This window comes from Belliella pelovolcani, assembly GCF_900156785.1.
Taxonomy (GTDB): domain Bacteria; phylum Bacteroidota; class Bacteroidia; order Cytophagales; family Cyclobacteriaceae; genus Belliella; species Belliella pelovolcani.
Genome location: NZ_FTOP01000014.1, coordinates 32,887 through 58,019, shown reverse-complemented (window position 1 = coordinate 58,019; position 25,133 = coordinate 32,887). Strand labels below are relative to the sequence as shown.

27 protein-coding genes are annotated in these 25,133 nt (G+C 38.9%); 9 read left to right on the top strand and 18 right to left on the bottom strand.

Annotation, left to right across the window (positions count from 1 at the left end):
* Positions 1 to 2: 2 nt before the first annotated feature.
* The 4 genes from BW935_RS14280 to BW935_RS14265 form a co-directional block, all read right to left on the bottom strand.
* On the bottom strand, positions 3 to 2,528 hold the full coding sequence (locus BW935_RS14280; protein ID WP_076502464.1) for an ATP-dependent Clp protease ATP-binding subunit: 2,526 nt from the start codon (positions 2,526 to 2,528) through the stop codon (positions 3 to 5).
* Positions 2,529 to 2,608: 80 nt separating this feature from the next.
* Complete coding sequence (locus tag BW935_RS14275; RefSeq protein WP_076502463.1) at positions 2,609 to 3,229, bottom strand: WbqC family protein; 621 nt, start codon at positions 3,227 to 3,229, stop codon at positions 2,609 to 2,611.
* Between the two features lie 22 nt (positions 3,230 to 3,251).
* Positions 3,252 to 3,881, bottom strand: a complete 630-nt coding sequence (locus tag BW935_RS14270) for an L-threonylcarbamoyladenylate synthase (RefSeq protein ID WP_076502462.1) — start codon at positions 3,879 to 3,881, stop codon at positions 3,252 to 3,254.
* Between the two features lie 27 nt (positions 3,882 to 3,908).
* Entirely contained in the window at positions 3,909 to 4,325 is a 417-nt protein-coding gene (locus BW935_RS14265) for a (deoxy)nucleoside triphosphate pyrophosphohydrolase (protein ID WP_076502461.1), read from the bottom strand.
* A gap of 76 nt (positions 4,326 to 4,401) precedes the next feature.
* Between BW935_RS14265 and mltG the strand changes: the two genes are divergently transcribed.
* Genes mltG through BW935_RS14250 form a run of 3 tightly spaced genes read left to right on the top strand, consistent with a single transcriptional unit; the run spans position 4,402 to position 6,813 of the window.
* Positions 4,402 to 5,445 carry an endolytic transglycosylase MltG gene (gene mltG, locus BW935_RS14260; RefSeq protein ID WP_076502460.1) on the top strand — a complete coding sequence of 348 codons (1,044 nt, stop codon included), beginning with the start codon at positions 4,402 to 4,404 and terminating at the stop codon, positions 5,443 to 5,445.
* A 2-nt stretch (positions 5,446 to 5,447) separates the two neighbouring features.
* Positions 5,448 to 5,855, top strand: a complete 408-nt coding sequence (locus BW935_RS14255) for an acyl-CoA thioesterase (protein WP_076502459.1) — start codon at positions 5,448 to 5,450, stop codon at positions 5,853 to 5,855.
* A gap of 7 nt (positions 5,856 to 5,862) precedes the next feature.
* Positions 5,863 to 6,813: a YihY/virulence factor BrkB family protein gene (locus tag BW935_RS14250; RefSeq protein ID WP_076502512.1), complete on the top strand. Its 951-nt coding sequence runs from the start codon at positions 5,863 to 5,865 to the stop codon at positions 6,811 to 6,813.
* 208 nt (positions 6,814 to 7,021) lie between these two features.
* Here the strand turns inward: BW935_RS14250 and BW935_RS14245 are convergent, their stop codons facing one another.
* Positions 7,022 to 7,810 (bottom strand): tetratricopeptide repeat protein, encoded by a 789-nt coding sequence (locus BW935_RS14245; RefSeq protein ID WP_076502458.1) that lies wholly within the window; start codon positions 7,808 to 7,810, stop codon positions 7,022 to 7,024.
* A gap of 127 nt (positions 7,811 to 7,937) precedes the next feature.
* On the opposite strand from BW935_RS14245, the gene BW935_RS14240 reads away from it, so the two are divergent.
* The 6 genes from BW935_RS14240 to BW935_RS14215 all read left to right on the top strand — a co-directional run bounded on the left by BW935_RS14240 (position 7,938) and on the right by BW935_RS14215 (position 12,020).
* Positions 7,938 to 8,363 (top strand): hypothetical protein, encoded by a 426-nt coding sequence (locus BW935_RS14240; protein WP_076502457.1) that lies wholly within the window; start codon positions 7,938 to 7,940, stop codon positions 8,361 to 8,363.
* A 21-nt stretch (positions 8,364 to 8,384) separates the two neighbouring features.
* Positions 8,385 to 9,461 (top strand): globin family protein, encoded by a 1,077-nt coding sequence (locus BW935_RS14235; protein ID WP_076502456.1) that lies wholly within the window; start codon positions 8,385 to 8,387, stop codon positions 9,459 to 9,461.
* A 546-nt stretch (positions 9,462 to 10,007) separates the two neighbouring features.
* On the top strand, positions 10,008 to 10,187 hold the full coding sequence (locus BW935_RS18225) for a hypothetical protein (protein WP_139325554.1): 180 nt from the start codon (positions 10,008 to 10,010) through the stop codon (positions 10,185 to 10,187).
* Positions 10,188 to 10,655: 468 nt separating this feature from the next.
* Positions 10,656 to 10,895, top strand: a complete 240-nt coding sequence (locus BW935_RS14225; protein ID WP_245802710.1) for a hypothetical protein — start codon at positions 10,656 to 10,658, stop codon at positions 10,893 to 10,895.
* Positions 10,896 to 10,971: 76 nt separating this feature from the next.
* Positions 10,972 to 11,157, top strand: a complete 186-nt coding sequence (locus BW935_RS14220) for a bacteriocin (RefSeq protein ID WP_014772744.1) — start codon at positions 10,972 to 10,974, stop codon at positions 11,155 to 11,157.
* Positions 11,158 to 11,237: 80 nt separating this feature from the next.
* On the top strand, positions 11,238 to 12,020 hold the full coding sequence (locus tag BW935_RS14215; protein WP_076502454.1) for a CPBP family intramembrane glutamic endopeptidase: 783 nt from the start codon (positions 11,238 to 11,240) through the stop codon (positions 12,018 to 12,020).
* Positions 12,021 to 12,373: 353 nt separating this feature from the next.
* On the opposite strand, the gene hisB is transcribed toward BW935_RS14215, so the two are convergent.
* From hisB to rocF, 13 genes are all read right to left on the bottom strand, one after another.
* Entirely contained in the window at positions 12,374 to 13,468 is a 1,095-nt protein-coding gene (hisB, locus tag BW935_RS14210; protein ID WP_076502453.1) for a bifunctional histidinol-phosphatase/imidazoleglycerol-phosphate dehydratase HisB, read from the bottom strand.
* Positions 13,465 to 14,517, bottom strand: coding sequence for a histidinol-phosphate transaminase (gene hisC / locus BW935_RS14205; RefSeq protein ID WP_076502452.1), 1,053 nt, complete (start codon positions 14,515 to 14,517; stop codon positions 13,465 to 13,467). Before hisC ends, hisB begins: the two co-directional genes overlap by 4 nt.
* A complete protein-coding gene (gene hisD, locus BW935_RS14200) occupies positions 14,517 to 15,815 on the bottom strand; it encodes a histidinol dehydrogenase (RefSeq protein WP_076502451.1) in 1,299 nt (432 codons plus the stop codon). The genes hisC and hisD overlap by 1 nt, the downstream gene beginning before the upstream one ends.
* 35 nt (positions 15,816 to 15,850) lie before the next feature.
* Positions 15,851 to 16,711, bottom strand: a complete 861-nt coding sequence (gene hisG / locus BW935_RS14195; RefSeq protein WP_076502450.1) for an ATP phosphoribosyltransferase — start codon at positions 16,709 to 16,711, stop codon at positions 15,851 to 15,853.
* A 280-nt stretch (positions 16,712 to 16,991) separates the two neighbouring features.
* Positions 16,992 to 17,603, bottom strand: coding sequence for a phosphatase PAP2 family protein (locus BW935_RS14190; RefSeq protein ID WP_076502449.1), 612 nt, complete (start codon positions 17,601 to 17,603; stop codon positions 16,992 to 16,994).
* Complete coding sequence (locus BW935_RS14185; protein WP_076502448.1) at positions 17,576 to 17,974, bottom strand: VOC family protein; 399 nt, start codon at positions 17,972 to 17,974, stop codon at positions 17,576 to 17,578. The genes BW935_RS14190 and BW935_RS14185 overlap by 28 nt, the downstream gene beginning before the upstream one ends.
* A gap of 199 nt (positions 17,975 to 18,173) precedes the next feature.
* Positions 18,174 to 18,875, bottom strand: coding sequence for an SGNH/GDSL hydrolase family protein (locus BW935_RS14180; protein ID WP_245802709.1), 702 nt, complete (start codon positions 18,873 to 18,875; stop codon positions 18,174 to 18,176).
* Positions 18,876 to 18,988: 113 nt separating this feature from the next.
* Positions 18,989 to 19,345, bottom strand: a complete 357-nt coding sequence (locus BW935_RS14175; protein WP_076502446.1) for a translation initiation factor — start codon at positions 19,343 to 19,345, stop codon at positions 18,989 to 18,991.
* Positions 19,346 to 19,349: 4 nt separating this feature from the next.
* Positions 19,350 to 20,195 (bottom strand): universal stress protein, encoded by an 846-nt coding sequence (locus BW935_RS14170; RefSeq protein WP_076502445.1) that lies wholly within the window; start codon positions 20,193 to 20,195, stop codon positions 19,350 to 19,352.
* A gap of 141 nt (positions 20,196 to 20,336) precedes the next feature.
* Entirely contained in the window at positions 20,337 to 21,251 is a 915-nt protein-coding gene (locus BW935_RS14165) for a 1,4-dihydroxy-2-naphthoate polyprenyltransferase (RefSeq protein ID WP_076502444.1), read from the bottom strand.
* Positions 21,252 to 21,333: 82 nt separating this feature from the next.
* Positions 21,334 to 21,921: a glutathione peroxidase gene (locus BW935_RS14160; RefSeq protein WP_076502443.1), complete on the bottom strand. Its 588-nt coding sequence runs from the start codon at positions 21,919 to 21,921 to the stop codon at positions 21,334 to 21,336.
* Positions 21,922 to 21,925: 4 nt separating this feature from the next.
* Positions 21,926 to 23,713, bottom strand: coding sequence for an arginine--tRNA ligase (gene argS / locus BW935_RS14155; protein WP_076502442.1), 1,788 nt, complete (start codon positions 23,711 to 23,713; stop codon positions 21,926 to 21,928).
* Between the two features lie 231 nt (positions 23,714 to 23,944).
* Positions 23,945 to 24,895 carry an arginase gene (rocF, locus tag BW935_RS14150; RefSeq protein WP_076502511.1) on the bottom strand — a complete coding sequence of 317 codons (951 nt, stop codon included), beginning with the start codon at positions 24,893 to 24,895 and terminating at the stop codon, positions 23,945 to 23,947.
* Between the last annotated feature and the right edge of the window lie 238 nt (positions 24,896 to 25,133).

Here is a 25,133-nt window from a genome sequence, read left to right as displayed (position 1 = left end):
TTTTACTCAGCTTTTTCTTTTTTCTGAACCTTGATCGTCAACTCTTCACCTTCGCCAGAATAATCTGCTAGGATGATATCGCCTTCTGAAAGCTCTCCTTTTAAGATTTCCTCTGCTAGGGCATCTTCCAGATATTTTTGGATAGCTCTATTGAGTGGTCTTGCACCGTATTGCTGATCATAACCTTTTTCAGCTAAGAAATCTTTAGCCTTATCAGACAATTCTATCGTGTAGCCTAGATCTGTGATTCTGCTGAATAGCTTATTCAAGCTGATATCAATGATCTGATGGATATGTGATTTTTCTAGGGAGTTGAATACCACTACATCATCCAAGCGATTGAGGAATTCAGGGCTGAAGGCTTTTTTCAATGCGCTCTGAATGGTGGATTTCATGATGTCGTCCATATTTTCAGATTTCGCTTTATTCGCAAATCCAATCCCAGCTCCGAAGTCTTTCAAATCTCTTACACCGATATTTGAAGTCATGATGATAATCGTGTTTCTGAAGTCAACCCTTCTACCGAGCCCATCTGTCAAGATACCATCATCCAATACTTGCAGTAGGATATTGAATACATCTGGGTGTGCTTTCTCTATTTCATCTAGCAATACTACTGAGTATGGTTTTCTTCTGACTTTTTCTGTCAACTGACCACCTTCTTCATAGCCTACATAACCTGGAGGTGCTCCTACCAATCTGGATACGGAGAATTTCTCCATGTACTCTGACATATCAATTCTGACCAAAGAGTCTTCTTTGTCAAATAAATAGGTGGCAAGCATTTTAGCCAATTCTGTTTTACCTACACCTGTTGGTCCTAGGAAAATGAATGAACCGATTGGTTTTTTTGGATCTTTCAATCCAACTCTGGTTCTTTGAATTGCTTTGGTTAGCTTCTTGATCGCTTCGTCTTGACCGATGACCTTACCTTTCAAATCCTCAGCCATGTTGAGCAATTTAGCCCCTTCTTTTTGAGCGATCCTTTTGGCAGGAATGCCAGTCATCATCGCAATTACCTCAGCCACATTTTCTTCTTCGACTTTGTAGCGTTTAGTTTTGCTTTCTTCCTCCCATTTTACCTTGGCATTCTCAAGTTGCTCGAGTAGTTTTTTCTCTTTATCCCGAAGTTGTGCTGCCTCTTCATATTTTTGGCTTTTGACAACTCTGTTTTTCTCAATCTTAATCTGCTCTACCTCTTCCTCAAGTTTCAAGATGTCTTCGGGCACATGGATGTTGTTTATATGCACCCTAGCACCCGCCTCGTCCAAGATGTCTATAGCCTTGTCGGGCAAGAATCTGTCAGAGATATATCTATCAGATAACTTGACACAAGCTTCTATCGCCTCAGGAGAATAGATGACATTGTGATGATCTTCGTATTTATCCTTGATGTTGTTCAGGATTTGTACAGTTTCTTCTGGTGTGGTAGCATCTACCATCACCATCTGAAATCTTCTCGCCAAAGCTCCGTCTTTTTCGATGTATTGTCTGTATTCATCTAGGGTAGTGGCGCCGATACATTGGATTTCTCCTCTAGCCAATGCAGGCTTGAACATGTTAGAAGCATCTAAGGAGCCACTGGCGCCTCCGGCACCTACTATGGTGTGTAGCTCGTCAATGAATAGGATTACGTTTGGAGATTTTTCAAGCTCGTTCATGACAGCTTTCATTCTCTCCTCGAATTGACCTCTGTATTTGGTTCCAGCTACTAAAGAGGCTAGGTCCAAAGTGACCACGCGCTTATTGAAAAGCACACGTGAGACTTTTTTCTGAACAATTCTCAGTGCGAGGCCTTCTGCGATGGCTGTTTTACCAACACCTGGTTCACCTATAAGAATTGGGTTATTTTTCTTTCTTCTAGATAAAATTTGAGCTACTCGCTCGATTTCTTTTTCTCTACCGATGATTGGATCTAACTTGTCATCTTCTGCCATTTTGGTCAAATCACGTCCAAAGTTATCTAAAACAGGTGTTCTAGATTTTTCGGCACCTGGTTTTGACGAGCCAGAAGATCCACTTCCAGAAGATCCAAATAGCTTGCTGCTATCTTCATCTGGATCATCAGCCTCAGCTTTTGATCTTGGACCATCTGTTTGAAACTCCAACATTTCCTTCACCGCATCATAATTGGTGTCGAATTTTTGTAAAATCTGTGTGGCAATATTGTCCTCGTCACGCAAGATGGATAGCAATAAGTGTTCTGTACCAATCAAGGCACTTTTGAAGATCTTAGCTTCCAGATAGGTGATTTTTAATACTTTTTCAGATTGTCTTGTCAATGGGATATTGGCAAGGTTCTTTACATTGTGTGTTGCGGTGCCTTTGACAGCACGTTCCACAGAATTACGGAGTTCATCCAATGGAACTCCCAACTTCTTCAATATGGAAACAGCCACTCCTTCCCCCTCACGAATCATGCCCAGCAAGAGGTGTTCTGTACCAATGTAATCATGTCCTAGGCGCAAAGCTTCTTCGCGACTTAGGGAGATCACCTCTTTGACTCTGTTTGAAAATTTTGCTTCCATTTATATCCTTTCTAAATGATTTGAATTCTATTCTAATGTTACCGATTTTGTTTTAAAAACACAATCCTTTTGCTCATTGTTCAATCATTTTTTTGTGATTGGATCAGAATGCTTTTGGATTCTGGACCCATACAAAATAATAGATCGATAATGCTCAGGTTAGGAACAAAGTCTAAGCCAAATAACTGTGGATAAGGTATAGCTCTGTATATGCTCCTCTCTGTATACGACTTTTTGGCATTGATTACCCCCCTGATATCTCTAATTCCTTCATTTGCCATGCGCTCGTCCAGTTTTTGAACCTGAGTTTTGCTTTGAAGCATTTTCAGACAAACTGTCAGTAAGGCCAAGTTCATATCTGCTAATAAGTCAAACTTTTTAGCGAAAACCTTTTCGAAATATGGGAAATAATATTCAAAATATGGGGCTTTTCCATAGGCACTTTGGATACCTCTAAGGTGCACATTAAGCCATTTTTGATCATGATCAATTTTGATTTGACTTGTTTTGATCTTTTTATTTCCTCCAAATACAGGTATGCTTAAGGTTTCTGTTTTGTTGGCTAATTGAATTTGAGTTCTATTTCTGTAGGTTTGTTTCTGATAGTTTTCTTCTAAATCAAGATAGATTACGTCTTCTTCCCAAATTGCCGAGAAATATTCAATCGATGGAAGATAAAACAACTCCGTTATGATTGCCATAAGTAATATCCCCTAATTTTAATTAAAGTAACTCCTCGATACTCCCCAAGCCTTCTCTGATGACTTCTATCTCCTCTCCACTACAATCAATGACTGTAGATGCGACGTTATTCCCATACCCACCATCAATCACGATATCTACCAAATGTTGATACTTTTCAAAAATCAACTCAGGATCTGTACTGTATTCGATTACATCATCTTCGTCTCTGATGGACGTGGTTAGAATTGGTTGCCCTAGCTCCTTGACCAGAAGTCTCGGTATAGCATGATCCGGAACTCTGATCCCTACCGTTTTTTTATTACTATTGAGGATCTTCGGGACAGAATTATTAGCTTCTAAGATAAAGGTATAAGGGCCAGGTAATGCCTTTTTCATCATCTTGAAGACAGGGGTGTTTAGAGCTCGAGTATATTCAGAAATATTACTCAGATCATAACAAATAAACGAAAAGTTATGCTTTTTTGGTTTGATTCCCTTGATTTGACAGATTCGCTCTACTGCTCGCTGATTGTGAATGTCACAGCCCATACCGTACACGGTATCTGTTGGGTAAATGATGATGCCTCCATTCTTCAATACATTGACGATGTGCTCAATTTTCTTGATCTCTGGATTTTCAGGATATAGTTTAATTAGTTCTGCGGCCATAGGTTTAGGTAGTTGGTAAGTTTTATTTTAAAGCGGCAGCTTGTTGTCCGCTTCTAGACTTTTGATTTGAGAGATGATTGGGATATCTGCCTCTGCCCAATCAAGTAGGGCCAGTTTAGAAGGTTTTACCCAAATGATTTGCTGATGCTCTCTGAGTATCAATTTACCTTTTATATAGCGACAAACAAAAGGAATAAGTTCAATTTCTTTGTCAGAATGGTAGCTGTGAAAATTTGATTGGAGCAATAAAAGCGGTTCTATTTCTATGTTTAACTCTTCTTTGATTTCCCTTTTGATACATTCCTCTTTGGTTTCTCCTGATTCAATTTTACCACCAGGAAATTCCCATTTCAGGGCATGTGACATTTCTTGACTCCTTTGAGCGCATAGGATTTTCCCCTCTTGAATGATAATTGCGCAGGTGACTTGTATCCTTAATGACATCAAAATTTGAAATTGAAAAGCTCGCTGAACAAAATTCCCTATTTTTGCGCTTTATCAAAGAGATTTCTTTAAAAATATGTTTGACGATAAGAAAACAAAATATTACCTCGTCGGTGTCATAACCTTCTCTGTGCTTTTGACTTCGTTGTCCTTTTATTTTTATCAGGCATTCTTCAGCCCCAATACTTTATTAGAGAAAGAGGAGCCTTATTTACTCAAAATTCCAAGTAATGCAACTTTTCAGACGGTATCAGATAGTTTGTACTATGCTGAAGCCATTCAGGATGTGATTTCTTTTAGTTTCGTGGCCAAGGTGCTTGGGTATCAAGAATTGGTGAAGCCAGGGCTTTATACCATACAGCCGAGGATGAATAACTTAGCTTTGGTGAGAAAACTACGATCTGGAGATCAGACTCCCGTGAAGATTACTTTCAATAATGTGAGAACAAAAGAGGACCTAGCAGAGAAAATCACCAAGAACATAGAAGTACAAGAGTTGGATTTTTATGGACTCTTAACAGACTCGGTTTATATCAGAAAATTTGGGTTTGAAGAGGAAACCATCATGTCTATGTTTGTTCCCAATACCTATGAAGTATGGTGGAATACCAGTGCAGAGAATCTGTTCGATAGGATGTATAAAGAATACGAGCGCTTTTGGACTGAGGAGCGTAAGCAAAAAGCCAATGATCTTGGACTTTCTCAATTAGAGGTGTCCACCTTGGCTTCTATTGTGCAAGCGGAGACACAAAAGGCTGATGAAAGACCTAAGGTGGCGGGAGTCTATCTCAATAGGTTGAGAATTAACATGCCCCTACAGGCTGATCCGACATTGGTTTTTGCAGTTGGTGACTTTTCTATCAAGCGAGTACTCAATGTTCACAAAGAAATAGAAAGTCCCTATAATACCTACAAATATTTAGGTCTTCCTCCCGGCCCAATCAATCTACCAGAGATATCTGCATTGGATGCAGTTTTGAATTATGAAGATCATAACTATCTTTATTTCTGCGCAAAAGATGATTTCTCAGGATATCATGCATTTGCCACCAATCTCAATGAGCACCTAAACAATGCCAGAAGGTATCAAAATGCATTGAACAAAGCTAAAATTTATTGAGGATGTTCCAAGCAGAAACACAAGTCAGAGTCCGCTATGCAGAGACCGATCAGATGGGTTATGTGTATTATGGCAATTATGCCATGTACTTCGAAGTTGGTAGGGTAGAGGCGCTAAGGTCAGTAGGCTTTTCATACAAAAGGATGGAGGCAGATGGAATCATGATGCCTGTTTTGGAACAACAAACAAAGTATCTTAAGCCAGGAAAGTACGATGAATTATTGACCATAAAAGTTAAAATCCCTGAAATGCCTGGAATTAGGATTACTTTTGAATATGAAGTTCTTAATGAGGCCAGTGAATTGATTACCACAGGAAAGACGACTTTAACCTTTCTGAAGACTGATACACATAGGCCAAGCAGGCCTCCGCAGTACCTTTTGGAAATATTGAAACCTTATTTTGAATAGTGATTTGGTGAAAAAAAGACTCAGACTATTATCGATCAAATTTACAAGAGAGGCAAAGAAATTGCGATCTATTCATTTTGGCAATCCTGACCAGAATGTCTATGATGTAGGCAAGATTTTTCTTGAACAAATTAGAAAAGATGAGATCATAGAAAGAGCTGGCTCAGTTGCATTCAGTTTTACAATTGCAATGTTTCCTTTGTTGCTTTTTTTACTTAATATGATTCCCTATATCGGTTATTTTTTTCCAAATGTGACCACGCAAAACATCCTACTCTTTATTGGGGAGATCATACCACCAAGCATATATGGTGAAGCTGAATCTACGATCATGGATATTGTCAGTCGTCCAAGGCAAAGCTTACTTTCATTAGGTTTTTTTCTTGCTTTATTTCTTGCGACAAATGGAGTCATGTCATTGATGAGTGCTTTTAACTCAGTCTACAGAACAAAAGAAAACAGGACTTTCTTGCAGACAAGGTTGATTGCAGTGGGTATAATTTTTGTATTGGTGATGACTATTTGTGGCGCTGTAGTCATTATGATATTGGGAAGTAGTATTCTTTATAATATTTCGGAGTGGGAAATTGTGTCCAGCAATTTATATTATTATTTGCTAGCCTTTTTTAGGTTTTTTGTCCTTTTGGCAGTCTTTATGGTGGCGACGGCTTATATATTCCGATTCGCACCAGCAGTACATGACAAGTGGAAGTTTTTCTCTGCTGGTTCTGTGACAGCAGGCTTATTGATAACTTTGGGATTCTATCTTTTTTCTTTCTATCTGAATAATTTTGCTACTTACAACAAGCTTTATGGTTCCATTGGAACTATGTTAGCTGTGATGTTGTGGCTTTTTATTACATCCTTGATTATTCTGGTTTGCTTCGAAATCAATGTTTCTTTAGATAAAGCTGCTAAAAAGAAGACAGTAACTAGAGCACTCAAGCATACGCTTTAATATAAAAAAATGTAGATAAGGAATAATGCCAGATAGATAATTTATAGCTGGTCATTGATTCAATTCGATCCATCAATGACAAGTAAATCATTGATACCTATTCCGTAATTGTGGAACCTATCCTGAAGACCAGGGATCAAGTTAAATCAATACAGACCTGCCATAAATTGCTAATTGGAAGATTCCTGGAAACCATATAGTTAAGTTTTCAACATCCTTCCATATTCATGCGAGCAATATCACTTCCCCTATTCGCAGCTTGAATGAGATCATTGCAAGCTGTAGGGTTTCTAAGTACTTTTTTACACATGCCTCTTCTAGCGAGCGCATCTACATGGTCTGGCTTTCTCTTAAGCAAAGCTTCAAAATCTTCCAATGCCCAATGATAGGCACCTGTTGCCATATTGGCTATACCGAGATTGTATAGTGTTACTAGATTGTCAGGATCCAAAGAAAGCGACATGTTAAATGAGCCAGCAGCTCCGAATGTGTCACCTAATGCTGATCTGGCCATGCCCTGATAGAAATAAACCCTAGCGTCCTTAGGTCGCATTTCCTTGGCATAGCCAAGAAACTCTTCCGCACTTTTATAATTTTCATTTTGAAGCATGGCTCGACCTAATAAGAATAAAATTTCAAAATCACCACCATCGTGTTTGGCTGCTATTAATAAGTGCTTTTCTGCTTCCCTGAAGTTATCCATTTTCCAGTATAGCTTACCAATTCCAGCATGTGCTTGAGCATAATTTGGGTCTATGTTGATGATCCTTTTATAATCTTCAAATGCCTCTTCAAAATTTTCCAACTCCTCGTAAGCTCTTGCTCTCAAGTGTAGGGATTTGATGTCTGTCACATGGACAAAAAGTGTTTTAGAAAATTCAGAGATAGCTTTTTCATACTCTCCATTCCTAAAAAGAAGCTCGCCTTCCGAAAAACTACCAAGACACGAGGAAACCACTATGGTCAAGAAAATGAGGATGTTGAGTTGTTTTTTCATGTTGTATCATTTTTTCAAAACTAATAAAATAGACATTCAATTAAAAATTATCTCTTATTTTTTTTAAACCATGAAATCCAAAGCAATTGTCAGGGTCGTATATCTCGAAAATCAAATGAATTGAGCCATGTTTAAAAAAATTGTTTTAGGGTTAATGATTGTTTTCGGAGCGTTGATCGTAACGCTAGCCGTTCATGTGTATATGGTCACTCAACCGAAGCAGGGCGCTATGCCTAATTTGACCATGAGTAGGATTGACTTTGAATCTCCCCTAGATTCTCTCAGTGCGGTCAAAATCAAAACCTACACCAGTCTGATGGAGGGTGTAAAAGATGTGAGGGTCAATAAAGAGTCAGGTCATATAGTTTGTCTTTATGATAGAAACAAAAAAGCTCCTCAGGAGATCGTAGATGCAATCAGTAAAGATTTTTACCTCAGCGCAAGTCTTTATCAGCCATCAGATGAAATGCTTGCCCAAAGTTGTCCAGCTATCAACAAGAATTCTTTGACATGGAAGCTGGGAGCATTCTTCCAAAGAACATTTGAAAATTAACTAACACTAAATTTTATGATTATGAAAAAGTTAAATGTATGGCTAACCGGATCAATGGTAATAGCCGCCCTGGTTTTCACCTCCTGTAATAGAGATGATGATGGGCCGATGATGATGGATGATTCGTTTTATGCTGTTCAGCTTGGTGGAGAAGCGAGAGTCGCTGACCCACTTAATCCAGGACAGACCATAGAGCAAGGTTTCTTGAATCTTAGAACTGTAGTGACCAATACAGTTTTGACAATAGCAGAAAACGAGGGTGGAAAATATGATGCATTGCAACCGTATTTTTCTGTTTTACTAAATGAAGTAGGTAGAGGGGAGACATCTGGTTTTAGTACTTTGGTATTAGATTTCACGGAATTTTTAGCTGAGGCTACAGGGGCAAAGAATTTTCAATACACTGGCTTAGACATGGAAGCAGCTCACGACCCGGTGAGAAATAGTCGTATGAATGGCAGAATCAACAACGCAGATTACGACCTTTTTGTGCAAGCTGTGGTAGAAGGTGCTGCTCAAGCAAATATTACTTCAAGTGAGGTGATCGGTCCTGTAGGTCAATTGTTAGAATCAGTAAGAGAGCCTATCGTACAGCGAGCAGACAATGAAGGCTTAGACCTTTACACTAGATTGGGAGGTTCAGGCTTGATCAATGTAGCTGATGATGGAGAACCAGTAAGATTAGTCGAGGCTGGATATGCACCTCTGGAAGCAGTGGTGACCAGTACAGTATTGGTAATTGCAACCAATGAAGGAGGAAAGTATGATGATCTACAGCCTTATTTCTCTGTTTTGCTAGCAGAAGTGGGAGCAGGTAATTTATCTGGTTTCACCACTTTGGTGACAGATTTCTCTGAGTTTTTAGCGCAGGCAATCGGTTCGGTTAATATTGAATATACAGGGCTGAATATGGCAGACGCTCACAATCCAGCTGTCAATTCGAGAATGACTGGATTGGTATCTGCTGCTGATTATGATTTGTTTGTAGAAGCTGTGGTGGAAGGTGCACTTGAGAATAATGTGCCTATGCCAGTCATCCAAGAATTTGGAGGGCTATTGAATAGTGATGGATTAAGAGGTGCTATTATTCAGCGGTAATCAGTTGATATATGCATTTTAAGAAAAAACCAGCCTTGATGAAGGGCTGGTTTTTTTGTAATTATTTAAACTAGTTAGGCTGAGTGAATTTTGAGGGTTTGATATCGTCCATCCCTATGGGACTTTCCCTTCATCGAAAGTTTAGTGGCTCAGTGTGTTGAAACCCACCGTTATGATGTCGGTCGTGCCCGCCCGGATGCCCGGTCGGACGGGCCGCTGGTACTGGAAAGTCTGGGATATTTCTTAAGATAAGAGTGAGTTTCCGTATCAGTTCCGTAGGAGTGACCGATGTATTAGTCATGGATTTCAATCCATGACAAGAAATTGGCCATAATACCATGAATTCTGCTAGGGGTAAGGGATGTGTTTAATTATCAATCAGCAAATTAAAAAACTGCTGAAAAAATTCTATTCGCCGGATTTGAACGTTGCTTTTTTTTTGAAATTTTTAGCTTTTCTTTTCAAATAATAATCATTTATAATTTGTAAATTAGTATTATGGAATAATTATTAATCGAAACAAAAGATAAGTCGAAGCTTGATCTTGTGAAATCAATGCTTGAAGCAATGAAAATAAATTTTCTTGTTATTTCTGAGGGTTTTAGTGATGAGGAAAAAACCCTTGATAATATTAAGAAAGGCTATTTAGAAGCCAAAGATATGGAGGTTGGAAAGGTGAAATATAAGACTTACTCAATGTTTTCAGAAATGAAAGATGACTTATAAGTTAGCTTTTACGAAAAGTTTCGGGAGAGAATTGAAGAAACTTAAAAAGAAGTACCCTTCAATCTTGAAGGACCTGGACAAAATAGCCGTTAAACTTTTAGAAAATCCATCTTTAGGTGTTCTCGTTTATAAAAACTGCTACAAAGTTAGAGTTCCAAATTTCAAGTATGAATAAAGGAAAGTCAGGCTCTGCTAGACTAGTGACCTATGTTGTTTATTCTGAATCTACTGTGTTTTTAGTGGCTATTTTTACTAAATCAGAGAGGTCATCAATTACAGATAAAGAAATTAGGCAATTGATAAAAGAATTGGAAGGGGATTAGTAGGTGTTGAAATTTAATTTTTTTAAGTGAGATAAACATTACTCATTTTTATCAGCTGCTAAACAAGCTAGTAAGAGAGCAGCGGACAGGAAGTCCGGAGGAATTTGCGGAGAGATTGGGGGTGAGTAGAGCGAAGCTGTATTTGATGCTAGATGATTTAAGAGACGAAGGGATTGAGATTAGATTTTCAAAGCGCTCAAATTCATTTGTTTACGAGAGTTGCAACGGAGTGTCAGTGGTGTTTTCTCTGAAGGTTCTTGGATCAGATGAAGTTCGGAATATCTCTGCTGGAAAAATTTCAAATTATTTTCCAGCGTCTAAATTTTTAGACGGAACTATCATTTCTTTGATATATGATCAATCAGTAAAAAGACACGCTAGCTAATTCGATTTGCTTGTGAGAGATTGGGAGTTCTCAATGCCCGGAAAAGATTGGGAAAGAATGAAAATTTATTTAGATTATGGAAAAGTTTAAGGAATTAAACAAAAATGAATTGATGGAGATTTATGGAGGGAAAGTTGATTATTATGAATATTCTTGGACTGGAACTAACAATCCTATTATTTATACAGCAGAAGCAGTTGTAAATGGAGGTAAGGCCATTGCAAATGCAGGCATTTGGATTTGGAATCAATTAGTAGATTAATTGAAAACAATTCAGAAATTCATAATTGTGCGCATCGGTGCTTTACGGTGCGCACATTCTCTTATCGAAAAAAATCATAAATGAAAAATAATTTTCCTTCTAAAATCTTGCATAGTGCTGAATTAATCGTGGTTCCTTTCTTTATTTCAGCAATAATTTGTATGCCTTTTTTGTTTTTTGGTATTGAAGATTCAATTTATGGATTTACACTTTTTATTATTTATGGAATAACAATAGTTGTTTATGCTTGGTTAAGGAACAAAAGAAAGTGGCCTTTTGATTTTAGTTTTAGGTTACCTAGCATCCGATGGATTGCTTATTCTTTGTTATTTATTGTTACCATGATTCTGGCTATTAGTCATCCTCTGAACTATTTGATTAACCTTTTATTTCAGAATAAAAACAAAGGTATGGCAATGGAATTATTTTCAATCTTCTCATTTGGAGCTGTTTTTATTGGTCCAATAGTAGAGGAATTGATATTTCGGGGTATTATCCTTAATGGTCTTAGAGATAAATATGGAAGTAATTTAGCCTTGACTATTTCTAGTATTTTATTTGCCATTATTCATATTCAACCTGCTCAGATAATTACAGCTTTATTGATGGGACTGGTTTTTGGTTATATATTTATCAAGACAAATAGTTTGGGTTTAGTAATTCTGTTACATTCTGTAGCCAACCTGACGAGTATATTAATTGGGGAGTTTTTGAAAATTGATACTTCCATAGACAACTTGGAAAGTTATATGATTTATGGAAAATGGACTTTCTTCATTATTGGGATCTCTGTTTTGATTTGTGTTTATTTGTTTTTGAAATATTGGAGAAGGAGCGGTGAATTGGAATTTAGCAGAAAGTGAAGATTGATTTTTTTAGAGCAATAATCGTCCATCCCTACGAGACTTTCACCGAGTCGCAAGTTTCGTGGCTAAGTGTGTTGAAACCCACCGTTAAGATTTCGGTCGTGCCCGCCCGGATGCCCGGTCGGACGGGCCGCTGGCACTGGAAAGTCTGGGATAATTCTTAAGATAAGAGTGAGTTTCCGTATCAGCTCCGTAGGAACGACCGATATATTAGTCATGGATTTCAATCCTTGACAATGAGGTAGCCATGCTATTCAGAAGTCACGTAGTGACGACCGATATAGTTTTTGATCAATCAGCAAAAAAAGCGAGACAAATTAATTTGCCTCGCTTTATATAAGTTTTTAATTCTATAAAACCCCTTTCGTACTCGGAAGTTGATTGAGGGCATTTAGATCTCTCTTCACGGCCATTTTGATGGCTCTTGCCATGGATTTGAAAATTGCTTCGATTTTGTGGTGTTCGTTTGAACCTTCGGCTTTGATATTCAGGTTACATTTGGCTGTGTCGGAGAAGGATTTGAAGAAATGGTAGAACATCTCCGTAGGCATTTCTCCAATTTTTTCTCTTTTGAATTCTGCTTCCCAAACCATCCAAGGACGGCCTCCAAAGTCTATTGCACATTGTGCCAAGACATCGTCCATCGGCAAAAGGAAACCATAACGATAGATGCCCTTTTTGTCTCCAAGCGCCTTTAAATAAGCTTCACCAAGTGCCAAGGCTGTATCTTCAATCGTATGATGCTCGTCGATGTGCAAGTCCCCTTTGACTTGAATATCCAAATCAGTACCGCCATGCTTGCCCAGTTGCTCTAGCATGTGGTCAAAGAAATGCAAACCTGTGCTGATATTGCACTTGCCTGTTCCATCCAAATTGAGGCTGATTTTAATGTCAGTCTCTGAAGTTTTTCTATCTACTGATGCTTTTCTCGCTGGAAGTCTGAGGAATTCATAGATTTCATCCCAAGAAGTAGTGCAGAAGTCTGCTTCTCCAAAAGCTTCTCCAATGAAAATGGATTTGGTTCCGAGGTTTTTTGCGAGTTGCACATCTGTTTTCCTATCTCCGATCACATAGGAATTGGCTAAGTCATAGTCGCCGTTTTGATAAGCTGTGAGCATACCGATCCCTGGTTTACGAGTAGGTAAGTTTTCGTGTTCAAATGACTTATCGATATGCACAGCCGAAAAAATGATGCCTTCTCCTTCGAGGGTCTTCATCATTTTGTTTTGGGCTGGCCAAAAGGTGTCTTCTGGAAAAGAATCCGTACCTAAGCCATCTTGATTGGTGACCATGATCAGTTCAAAATCACATTCCTCAGCTATTTTCCTGAGATTGCTCAATGCTTTGGGGTAGAATTCTAATTTCTCCAAGCTGTCAACTTGGAAATCAGTAGGGGGCTCGATGATGATGGTGCCATCTCGATCAATAAATAATGCTTTCTTCATGGCTTGTATTGCGCTAGAGCTTTTAATAATGCTTCGTTTTCATTTCTTGTTCCTACAGAAATTCTCAGACAGTCTTCACAAAGGACTACCTTGGATCTATCTCTGATGATGATGGTTTGTTCGATTAAGTATTCGTAAATTTTTCTAGCTCCCTCGGTCTTGATCAGAAGAAAATTCGCGTGAGAAGGATAGATTGTAGATACAAAAGGGAATTTTTCTAGTTCAGTTTTAAGGAACGCTCTTTCTGCTAGCGTATCTTCAACTATTCTTTGAATTGCACTTGCATTATCCAAAGCTTCTAGTACCTTTTCTTGGGTAAGTCCAGAGATATTGTATGGAGGCTTGATCAGATTGAGGATTTTAATGATTTCTTTGGAAGCATAAGCCATCCCCAACCTCAAAGAAGCTAATCCCCAAGCTTTGGAAAAGGTCTGCATCACCAGTAGGTTAGGATAATTAGTCAGCTCAGTAGTGAAGCTAGGTTCATCGCTGAAGTCGATATAAGCCTCGTCTACCACCACGATACCATTGAAGTTATTCAAGACTTCATAGATATCCGACCTTCTCACTTTATTACCGCTTGGGTTGTTTGGTGAGCAGATGAAGATGATTTTGGTACGTTCATCCACAGCAGCTAGAATTGCTTCTGGTCTCAGTTGATAATCAGTGCTAAGATTGACTCTTTTGATAGCGATATCATTGATCCCAGCACTTACTTCGTACATGCCATAAGTAGGTGGAAGTAAGATGATATTATCTTGACCTGGATTGCAAAATGCCCGCATGAGCAAATCAATAGCTTCATCACTGCCATTGCCTAAGAAAATCTGATTGGCAGGCACATCCTTAACCTCAGCTAGCTTCATTTTGATATCGAGCTGATAGGGGTCAGGATAGCGATTGAAATTTCCTGCTGCAAGAGACCCGTATGGGTTTTCATTGGCATCTAGAAAGATGCCTGCCTTGCCTGAATATTCATCCCTTGCTGAAGAATAGGGTTTGATCTTATTGATATGTGGGCGTAAAAGTTTTTCTAAGTCAAAAGCCATCAGGAATTTTCTTTAAGGTAGTTGAGTCTGATTGTGACCGCATTTTTGTGTGCCTCCAAGAGTTCATTTTCTGCCATGATCTCAATAGTAGGGCCGAGGTTTTGGATTCCTTTGGCACTGATCTTTTGATAGGTGATTTTCTTGGTGAAGCTGTCTAGAGATACTCCGCTGTAATTTCTAGCGTAGCCATAGGTTGGCAAGGTATGGTTGGTGCCAGAGGCATAGTCTCCCGCTGACTCAGGAGTGAAGTTTCCAATAAATACCGAGCCTGCATTGATAATTCTGCCTACTACCTCATCTTCATCTTCTTCTTTGACACAGATGATCAAATGCTCAGGGGCATATTCGTTGATCAGATCGATGGCTTTGTCTTGGTTGGGCATGACCACAGCGACAGAGTTGTCAAGCGCTTTTTTGGCGATTTCTCTACGACTTAGTTGTTCCACCTGAAGATCTACCTCCTTCATCACTTTTTGCGCTACTTTTTCAGAAGTAGCTACTAGAATCACTTGGGAATCTATACCATGCTCAGCTTGAGAAAGTAAGTCTGATGCCACAAATGATGGGATTGCAGATTCATCTGCATAAACCAGGACTTCAGATGGTCCTGCTGGCATATCAATAGCTACCCCTTTTTTTACTGCCAATTGTTTAGCTGCGGTGACGTATTGATTGCCTGGGCCGAAGATTTTGTCTACGGCTGGAACAGTCTCAGTGCCATAGGTCATAGCAGCCACTGCTTGCGCTCCACCTACCTTGACGATCCTATCTATGCCGATCAAGTCAGCAGTGAAAAGGATAGCAGGATGGATATTCCCTTCTTTGTTTGGAGGTGTACAAAGTACGATTTCTTCACATCCGGCAAGATTGGCTGGGATTCCAAGCATCAAAACAGTAGAAAATAACGGAGCTGTACCCCCCGGGATGTACAAGCCAACTTTTTGAATGGCAACTGACTTGCGCATGCAAGTGACTCCATCCATGGTATCCATGATCAAGTCGGGAGTTTGCTGTGCTTCATGAAATTTTTCTATATTTTCTTTTGCTTGAATGATCGCTTGCTTGAGTTCGTCTGCAACTAGCAATTTGGCAGCGGCAATCTCTTCTCTACTTGCTAGTAGGTTTTTGATGTTGACATGATCGTATTCTAAAGCAAACTTTTTCAAAGCTTTGTCACCTTGACGCTTTACCTTGCGTATGATAGGCTTGACAATTTTCTCTATGTCTTTGGTCTTCTGAACAGGTCTAGCCAATTCAGTTTTCCATTCTGATTTGATCGGATTGATGAGTGTTTTCATGATTTAGCAATCAGTTTAGCAATAAAAGTCAGTGCTTAGATGACCATTTTCTCAATTGGAACCACAAGGATGCCTTCTGCTCCAGCTGCTCTGAGCTCTTCTATATTTTCCCAGAATTGGTCTTCACTCAGTACAGAGTGCACAGAAGACCAACCTTCCTGAGCCAAAGGTAAAATAGTTGGACTGCGCATTCCTGGAATCAAGGAGATGATTTTATCTAAAGATTCGTTAGGCGCATTGAGCAATACGTATTTATTGCTCTTGCCTGTTTGTACGGCATTCATTCTGAAAAGTAGTTTGTCTACGATCGCCAATTTTTCTTTATTCAGATTTTTGTTGGCTATAAGAACAGCTTCGGAATTGAAGATTTGCTCTACTTCCTTGAGTCCATTCATCATCAAAGTAGACCCTGAGCTTACTATGTCGCAGATACCTTCTGCTAGACCTATACTAGGAGCTATTTCTACTGAACCAGAGATTTCGTGAATTTCAGCGTTGATGTTTTGAGACTTCAAGTAGTCGCTGAGGATTTTTGGATAGGAGGTGGCAATATTTTTACCCTCAAAATAGGAAACTCCAGGATAGGTTTGTCCTTTCGGAATGGCTAGTGATAATCTACATTTAGAGAATCCGAGTTTCTTAAGGACAGAGACATCCTTATCCTTTTCTACTAGTTCATTTTCTCCTACAATGCCTAAATCCGCCACTCCGTCAGCTACGTAGCCAGGGATATCATCATCTCTTAAAAAGAGGAATTCGATGGGGAAGTTGGTGGAGGTGGATTTCAGTTTGCCTGTGCCATTATAAAATTTGATGCCACATTCTTTGATGAGGCTGAGAGAGTCGTCGCTTAATCTACCGCTTTTCTGAACGGCAATACGAATAATATTTTCCATGTATGCAAATATACGTTTATCAAATACAATACTTAAATAGAATTGGGTTTTTGGGCTGCATCATTATACCAACAGCCAACCATGGGCGATATGTAAATAATTTTCCTCCTTAAGAGGAATGATGCATATGATGAACAGCCACAGCGGGAGCTGTGTTCAAAAAAAGTGCGCTATTGAATTTATTTCTGTTCATCTATACAGCAAAGGTAATCATGGAAGTCTAACTAGCAAAGATCGAGGATTGTTTTTCAAAGATATAAGGAATAGTTTCCACGAATGGTCAAAAGAATATCGCAAGCCACCCACAGAAACCACCAACGATGCTGCCTATCAATAATTCTTCTTGTGTATGCCTCCCAAGATACCATCTTGACCAACCAATCAGAAAGGCGAATGCTAGGTAAATAAATGCAAGAGGAAGCGATAGGCTTAAAATCTTGGTGGCAATAAATAAAGCAATTGCGAGATGTAAGGATGCCTTGGTTCTAAAGTTGATTACAGCCATACAGCACAACATCAATGTGAAAAAAACGGTTGTTTTGACCACGATTTTAGGGAAGTCAAAATAGAAAAAAACAAAAAAACAAACTGTGAATAGTGCGATTGTGAATGGGTAAAAGCCAATCCGTTCTTGTTGATCTGAAACATCAAAGTTACTGTAACTACCATTTTTTAGTTTGATCCAGTTGTGAATAATGATGGGTACTGTCACCAAACCAATGATCAAACCAGAGATTATCCAAGCGGTATTTTGCTCTAATTCATAAAATGAAATGAAGATTACATATACAGTCCCTAGCATCAAAGGATGTCCGATGATAGATATCAGATTTGCTATTTTATTTGACCGTTTCCCCATAGCGTCTATTGCTTTGGCTCTATCAAATCCCATAAATTCCCATAGAGGTCTTCGAAAACCACTACTTTGCCAAAATCTTCCTCAGATCGTTCCCTGAATATTTTTATTTTCTGATCAAGGAGATTTTGATAATCTCTTTCAAAATCATCGGTATGTAAAAATAGGAATACCCTGCCCCCAGATTGATTTCCCACCGCAATTTCTTGTTGACCATTAGCTGCTTTTGCTAAGAGAATCCCACAGCTTTCTTCAGTACTTCCAGGAGGGATTATTCTGACCCATCTTTTATTCTCGGAAATTTGAGTGTCTTCGAGCAATTTGAAGCCCAGTTTTTGGGTATAAAAAGCTATTGCTTCGTCATAGTCCTTGACTAAAAGTGAAAACTGAGCTATACGTTGTTTCATTGAAATATTTTATGTTCAAAATTAGTGATATTTATAAAATGGGTAAGCTTTTTGATCTAGAGTTTTTGAGATTATCTGAAGAATGAGATAATCCATCCACCTCAAAAAATTCGTAAATCAAATTACATAACAAGATTGCCTCTGATTTAAGAAGGTAAACAGGTTTAGTTTGTGGTTCAATTTTTCGGTAAAAAGGCAGTCAGGTTTGGCTGTCTTTTTCTTTTGCCTTTTTTATAGTGGCAGCGACTACTTCCGACATTTTTTGATACCCCAAATCTGAAGGATGAATGCCATCTTTTGCAAAAAAATCAGAGGTGTACCTTTCGTTTTGGTGGATGTATACCACCGACTTGTTTTTGTGAGCTACAAACATCATTTCATGAATCAGCACTTGTCTATGAATTCCTAAGAAGAATTGTAGCAAAGCTGGAATAGCTGGAAATTGATGTACTGGAGGAATCAAAGGGATGGTGATTGATTGGCAGCCATGTTCATGTAAGTGATCGATGCTGTCTTGTAATCCTTTGGAGAACTTCTGTGGACTACTGAATTGAAAGCAATCATTTGCTCCAATGAGAATCACAGCTTGATCAAATTGGTTTGGAAGTCTCTGAGTGTTTTTTTGGAACAACCAACTGAGAGAGCTCGCTTTCAAGCCATTTTTCCCGATGTTGTAGATGTGGTAATCTCGCTGCAATAAGTTAAAAGTATGTGCTGCAAATGTTTGACTTTGATCACTCGCCCCAACGCCCGCTGCAGTCGATTCACCTATGATCAATAATTTCTGAGTTGCACTTGAGTTCGTAAAAGACAAGAAATCGCTATAGGCTGTTAATCTCGTGATTCTTTTCCTGAGCTTTTTTCCAGCTATGATCAAAAAGGGTAAGCAGGGAATCAGCATGATTAATTCGAGTAGGTAATAAATTCTGGAAAGAATCAAATGTCTGCGCATGAAATAAGAAAATATTGAAAGTAAAAATCGCCGACAAAGTCGACGATTTGAATATTTTTGGGTTAGCCTCCTGATTTTTTGGCTTTATAGCCTGCGTTTATCAGAATGCTTAGAATTTTGTCTCGGTGATCTCCTTGAATGAGGATTTCTCCATCTTTTGCTGATCCACCAACTCCACATTTATTTTTGAGCATTTTGCCTAGTTCTTTGAGATCATCATCTGAGCCGATAAAGCCTTCTATAAGCGTGACTTGCTTACCTCCTCTGGATTTCTTATCCAGCATCACTTTGAGTGATTGTCGCTGTGGTGGTAATGTCTCAAATTCTTCTCCATCACCTGAGTCAAATTCAAAATCATCACTCGTAGAGTAAACTACCCCATCTCTTTTTTTCCAATCGTTATTTTTCTTTTTGGCCATGCTATTATTTTACTTTCATTGTCCATACCGGTCTTTTGGCATGATTGACTACATCCTCAGCGATACTACCGCTCAATAAATGTAAGAAACCTGTTCTGCCGTGTGTAGACATTGCTATCATGTCAGCATTGATATCCTCTGCATATTCGATGATGCCCTCTTCTTCTGAGCTACTGTTGTAGACTTCATAGTAGGCGTTCTCCAAATGGTGATCTTTGATGAAGCTTTGCATGCTCTTGATAGCGAATCTGCTATTTTCAAACATGCTTGGTGTGTTGATTTTTACCAAGAATAATTCAGCTCCTAAGGTGCTCTGTAGCTTTTTGAGTTTATTGACCACTTTGAGAGAATCATCAGCGAAGTCACTTGCAAAAACTATTTTTTTGATATTATTGATGTCGCGCTGATCTTTGATAGTAATTACTGGGCATTTAGCATTTCTAACTACTTTTTCAGTATTGCTTCCAATTAGTAGTTCTTCCAATCCACTACTACCTTTGGACCCCATGACTATGAGTTGAGCATCAAAGTCAGTCACTTCTTTGGTGATGCCTGCGTATGGATTTCCAAAAATCAGTTTGGTGGAAAACTTATAGGAAGTATCTGTGTGTTGTGCTTCTAGGTCGGCCAGTTGTTGCTTTCGCTTTTCTACGAGTTCTATTACATAGATTTGATCAATCTCGTGACCTGATTCTACTGTCCCCATAGTGCCTAATGAAGTCATGGTGGGAGTCTCTAGTACATGTAAAAGCTTCAGGTGAGCATTATTCTTTTTGGCAAGCCCCTTTGCAAATTCAAATGCATTTTTAGCTTGTTCTGAAAAATCGTAAGGTACAAGAATAGTTTTCATAAGATATGGATTTGTTTTGAATGGTTGTCTAGTCTAAGAAGTTTAGATATGTCGAGAGAGATTTCCGAGCAAGTCTAGCGCTATTTTTTTATAATTCAGGAAAATACAAAAAATCATGAATCTAATTCAAGATTTAGGTCATTAATTGAAAATAAACCAAGCTGATCCAAAAACAATCACCCACAAAAGCGTAGAAATCGCCATTTTTTTGAGGAAAGGATCAATTGCCTGTGCATCTTTTCCATTGCTAACTCCAAAACCTACCTTGATCATCAAGGGGCTGATCAGTAATGGGGCCAAAGCCCAGAACTGATTTCCTGAAAATGCAAAGATGATGATCGAAATATTCCCTCCTAAAATCAGAATCCAATTATAAATCAAAGCAGCTTTTTTCCCAATTCTAACTGGAATGGACTTTTTTCCAGCCATAGTATCTGACTCAATATCTCTGATATTATTGATGTTCAGTACAGCAGTACTGAATAGACCAAGAGAGACAGCGGGTAGCAAAATCACCCAATCAAAGGTCAATGCGTGAAGAAAATATGTGCCAGATACACCTAATAAACCAAAAAAGATAAAGACAGAAAGATCTCCAAGACCAGCATATCCATAGGGTTTTTTTCCAGATGTATAAGTGATCGCTGCGATGATGGCAAGGACGCCCAAGGCTAGAAACAAAGCGAAGAGCTTCCAATCTTGAAGTGCTATGTATAGCAATACCAGACCTGAGGTCAGTGAAAGGCTTGATAGAAGTATCATGGCATTTTTCATCTCAGCCAATGAAATCACGCCTGATTGGACTGCTCTGATTGGGCCTTGGCGCTCTTGACTGTCGGCACCATGCACACTATCTCCATAGTCATTGGCTAAGTTGGAGAGTATTTGAAGAAATACGGTGGTCAAGGCGGCTAACAAAAAAACATCCCATCTGAAGCTTTGGTTATAAGCAGCTAAGCATGAGCCCATCAAGATGCTGGATAAAGCAAGGGGCAATGTTCTCAATCTGATGGCGTGAAGCCAAGCTTGTTTTTTATTGGCAAGTGTGATATCCACGGTTGTAAAATTTTTCCGCTAAGGTAATAAAAAGACCTGTCTTCGGATGGAAAACAGGTCTTTGGTGAAAAAACGTATTTGATTAAGCTTTGATCAATTGAATGATTTCGTCATCCATTGGATTGACAGATGAAGGGAAGAATTTTTTCAATTCACCATTTTCATCGATGAAGTATTTACAAAAGTTCCAAGAAGGTTCTTTGTCATTCCAACCATTGAGGTCCTTATCTGATAGCCATCTATAAAGCGGGTGCTTGTCTGCTCCTTTTACAGATATTTTATCGAACATTTGGAATGTTACACCATAATTGGCAGAGCAAAACTGCTTGATATCTTCATTGGTTCCTGGCTCTTGACCACCAAAGTTGTTAGCTGGAAAGCCTAAGATTACCACTTGATCACCATATTCTTCATTGAGCTTCTGAAGGTCAGCATACTGGGGCGTGTATCCACACTTGGAAGCTACATTGACCAACAATAATTTTTTTCCTTTGAATTGACCAAAATCAACGGGATTACCATCAATGTCATTCAATGTGAAATCATAAATTGACTTTTCCATGAGCATTTGTTCGAGAGTGACTTTAGATTCATTATTTTTTTCAGGCTTTTGTACACTTGAGGTACAAGCAAAAGCAATGAAAACGAAAATTGCTAATAATTTTTTCATAGGATTACATTCTATCTGGGACATTTATACCCAATAACTTCATTCCTGACTTGATTGTTTTCGCTGTGAGCGATGATAGTGCCACTCTGAAGGCTTGAACCTTATTGTCAGATTCATTGAAGATCGAAAGATCTGCGTAGAATCGGTTGTATTCTTTGGCTAGGTCAAAGAGATATTGAGCAAGTAGCGCTGGGGAGAATTCATCTCCTGCTTGTCTGATTTTCTTCTCAAAATCATTGAGAATGATTATCAGATCCCTTTCAGCATCTTCCAAATGGTCTATACCTGCAAACCCATGCTGGTAATCCACGCCAATTTGCTCTGCTTTTCTTAAGATAGATGCGATCCTTGCATGGGAATATTGAATAAATGGGCCTGTGTTGCCTTGAAATTCAATGGATTCCTTTGGATTGAATAGCATGCGTTTTTTTGGATCTACCTTAAGAAGGAAATACTTCAAAGCACCCAAACCAAGTGTTTCATAAAGTGCATTTGCCTCTTCAGTGGAAAAACCTTCGATTTTACCTAGTTCCTTGGTGTGTGTTTCTGCGGTCTCGATCATTTCACTCATCAAGTCATCTGCATCTACTACAGTACCTTCACGAGATTTCATCTTACCAGTAGGTAGGTCTACCATACCGTAGGAGAGATGGTAAAGACCATCATCGTAAGGTCGTCCAAGTTTGCGCATGATTTTGAATAGGACATCGAAATGATAATCTTGCTCATTTCCTACTACATAGATTGACTTATCAAATCCAAAATCATTGAATTTCAGATCGCAGGTACCCATGTCTTGGGTAATGTAAACAGATGTACCATCTCCCCTTAGGACGAGTTTTTCGTCCAAGCCTTCTGCACTCAGATCAACCCATACCGATCCGTTTTCTTTTTTGAAAAACACTCCTTTGGATAAGCCTTCTTCTACAATGTCTTTTCCTAATAGGTAGGTATCTGATTCAAAGTAAAACTTGTCGAAGTCCACGCCCATCTTTTTGTAAGTGGCGTCAAATCCTGCATAAACCCATTCATTCATTTGCTTCCAAAGTGCCACTACTTCAGTGTCATTTGCTTCCCATTTGCGAAGCATATCTTGAGCTTCTACCAATAGAGGTGCCTGTTTTTTAGCATCTTCTTCTGATAGACCTTGGTCAACAAGTTCAGCAATCTGCTTTTTGTATTCTTTGTCAAAAATCACATAATATTTGCCTGCCAAGTGATCTCCTTTGAGTCCGGAGGATGTAGGTGTCTCACCATTTCCAAAGTGTTGGTATGCCACCATGGATTTACAGATATGTATACCCCGATCATTGACTAGGTTAGCTTTGGTCACTTCATAGCCATTGGCTTTGAGGATCTCTGATACAGAAAAGCCTAGGAAATTATTTCTCAAGTGCCCAAGGTGGAGGGGTTTGTTGGTATTTGGTGAGGAGTACTCCACCATTACCTTTTGGCCATTGGAAGGGAGTTGACCTAGGGATGGATTGCTATAAAGCTTTTCGAATATTCCTATCCAGGATGTCTCGCTGACTGAAAGATTAAGAAAGCCTTTGACCACGTTGAAGCCCGTTACAACATCGGATTGCGCTACCAAATATTCGCCCAGTTTGGAACCACTAGCCTCAGGAGCCATTTTGGTCACTTTCAAGAAAGGAAACATGACAAAAGTATAGGTTCCTTCAAACTCTTTTCGCGTAGGCTGAAGTCCTAGGTCTTCTATACCTACTTCATGATCAAAGAGCACTTTGAAACCTTGTTGGATCGCTGAAATAATCTGTTGTTCTAAGTACATTTTATTTTACATTTTTAACCACAGAGAGCGCATGGATTCACGGAATATTATCTCTGCGTGATCTCTGCGTTTCACTGCGGTTTTTTATTTTTTCAACATTAACCGCGGTATATTATTTTTTTAACCACAGAGGGCGCAAGGGTTCTCGGAGACGATTCTGTGCGTATTCTTTGTGATTCACGGCGGTTTAACATTTTAAATCAATATTGAACTGCGGTTTTTTTAAATATCTTAGAAGTTTTCAACCAGTGATGTGGTGGTGGCTTCTAGGACTTCGAAGGCGTTTTCGGCCATTAGATTTTCTGTATCTAGGGTTGGATTTACTTCGACGATCTCCCAGCAGCATACCCTCTTGTCTTTGATCAATTCTGCATTGAGTTGAATAGCTTCCTCCACAGTCAGTCCATTTGGAACAGGGGTGCCTGTACCCACAGATATAGAGCTGTCCATGCTGTCTACGTCGAAGGAGATATATATTTGATCACAATCTTTCAATACCTCTAATGCTTGTTGTGCAATATTTGCTACGCCTTTTTCTCTCACTTCTTCGGTAGTGAAATTCCTGATGCCGTATTTATTGATCAAATGATCTTCTGGTTCCTCAGTATCTCTTACTGATATAAATACGATATCCTCTGGATTGATTTTTGGGTGTTCGCCTCCTATATTTTTGATTTTTTCCCAGTATTGTAAAGTGTCTTCTGCAGGTTCATTGACTTGACAATCCAGATTATCAGTATGGATACACATCGCTAGGGGCATTCCATGCATATTGCCAGAAGGTGTGGTATAAGGTGTGTGTAAATCAGCATGAGCATCTATCCAAATCACACCAAGTTTTTTATCAGGGTTGGCTGATTTGATCCCCATGATCGTACCTGCTGCGGTGGAATGGTCTCCCGCTAATACGATTGGAAATTTTTTTTCTAATCTTAGAGATTCTACTGTACTGTAGACATTTTTCAGAACCTGATATACGCCATCAATGTATTTGGCGTGTGGATGCTTATTACCTTTCCAAAGGTAATTATTGGCATCAGGGACATTGATAGGATCAAACTTGGTGAAAAAATTAGACTTCTTATCCAAACTCGCAATTTTAAGCGCATCAATGCCTAGGCTGGCACCCCTGGTTCCTGCCGCGATCTCAGAGCGAACTTCTACTAATTTGATTTTTCTCATAAAAGGGTAATTGATAATAATGGGTCTGTATTCTGAAAGCTCTTGCTTGAGCTCGGCAAAAGTAGTCAAAATTGGCAAGATTATCATTTTTGAACTAGGATGAAAAGTAAATTCAAACTTGATTTTTGGCAGTAGAAGGTAGGTTTGAAGAGAAAATCAAAACAAAGAAAGAAAAAAATGTAGGGGTCGAATAGCGCCAACTATAAGTTATAAATAAAAATATAACTATGACCTCTAC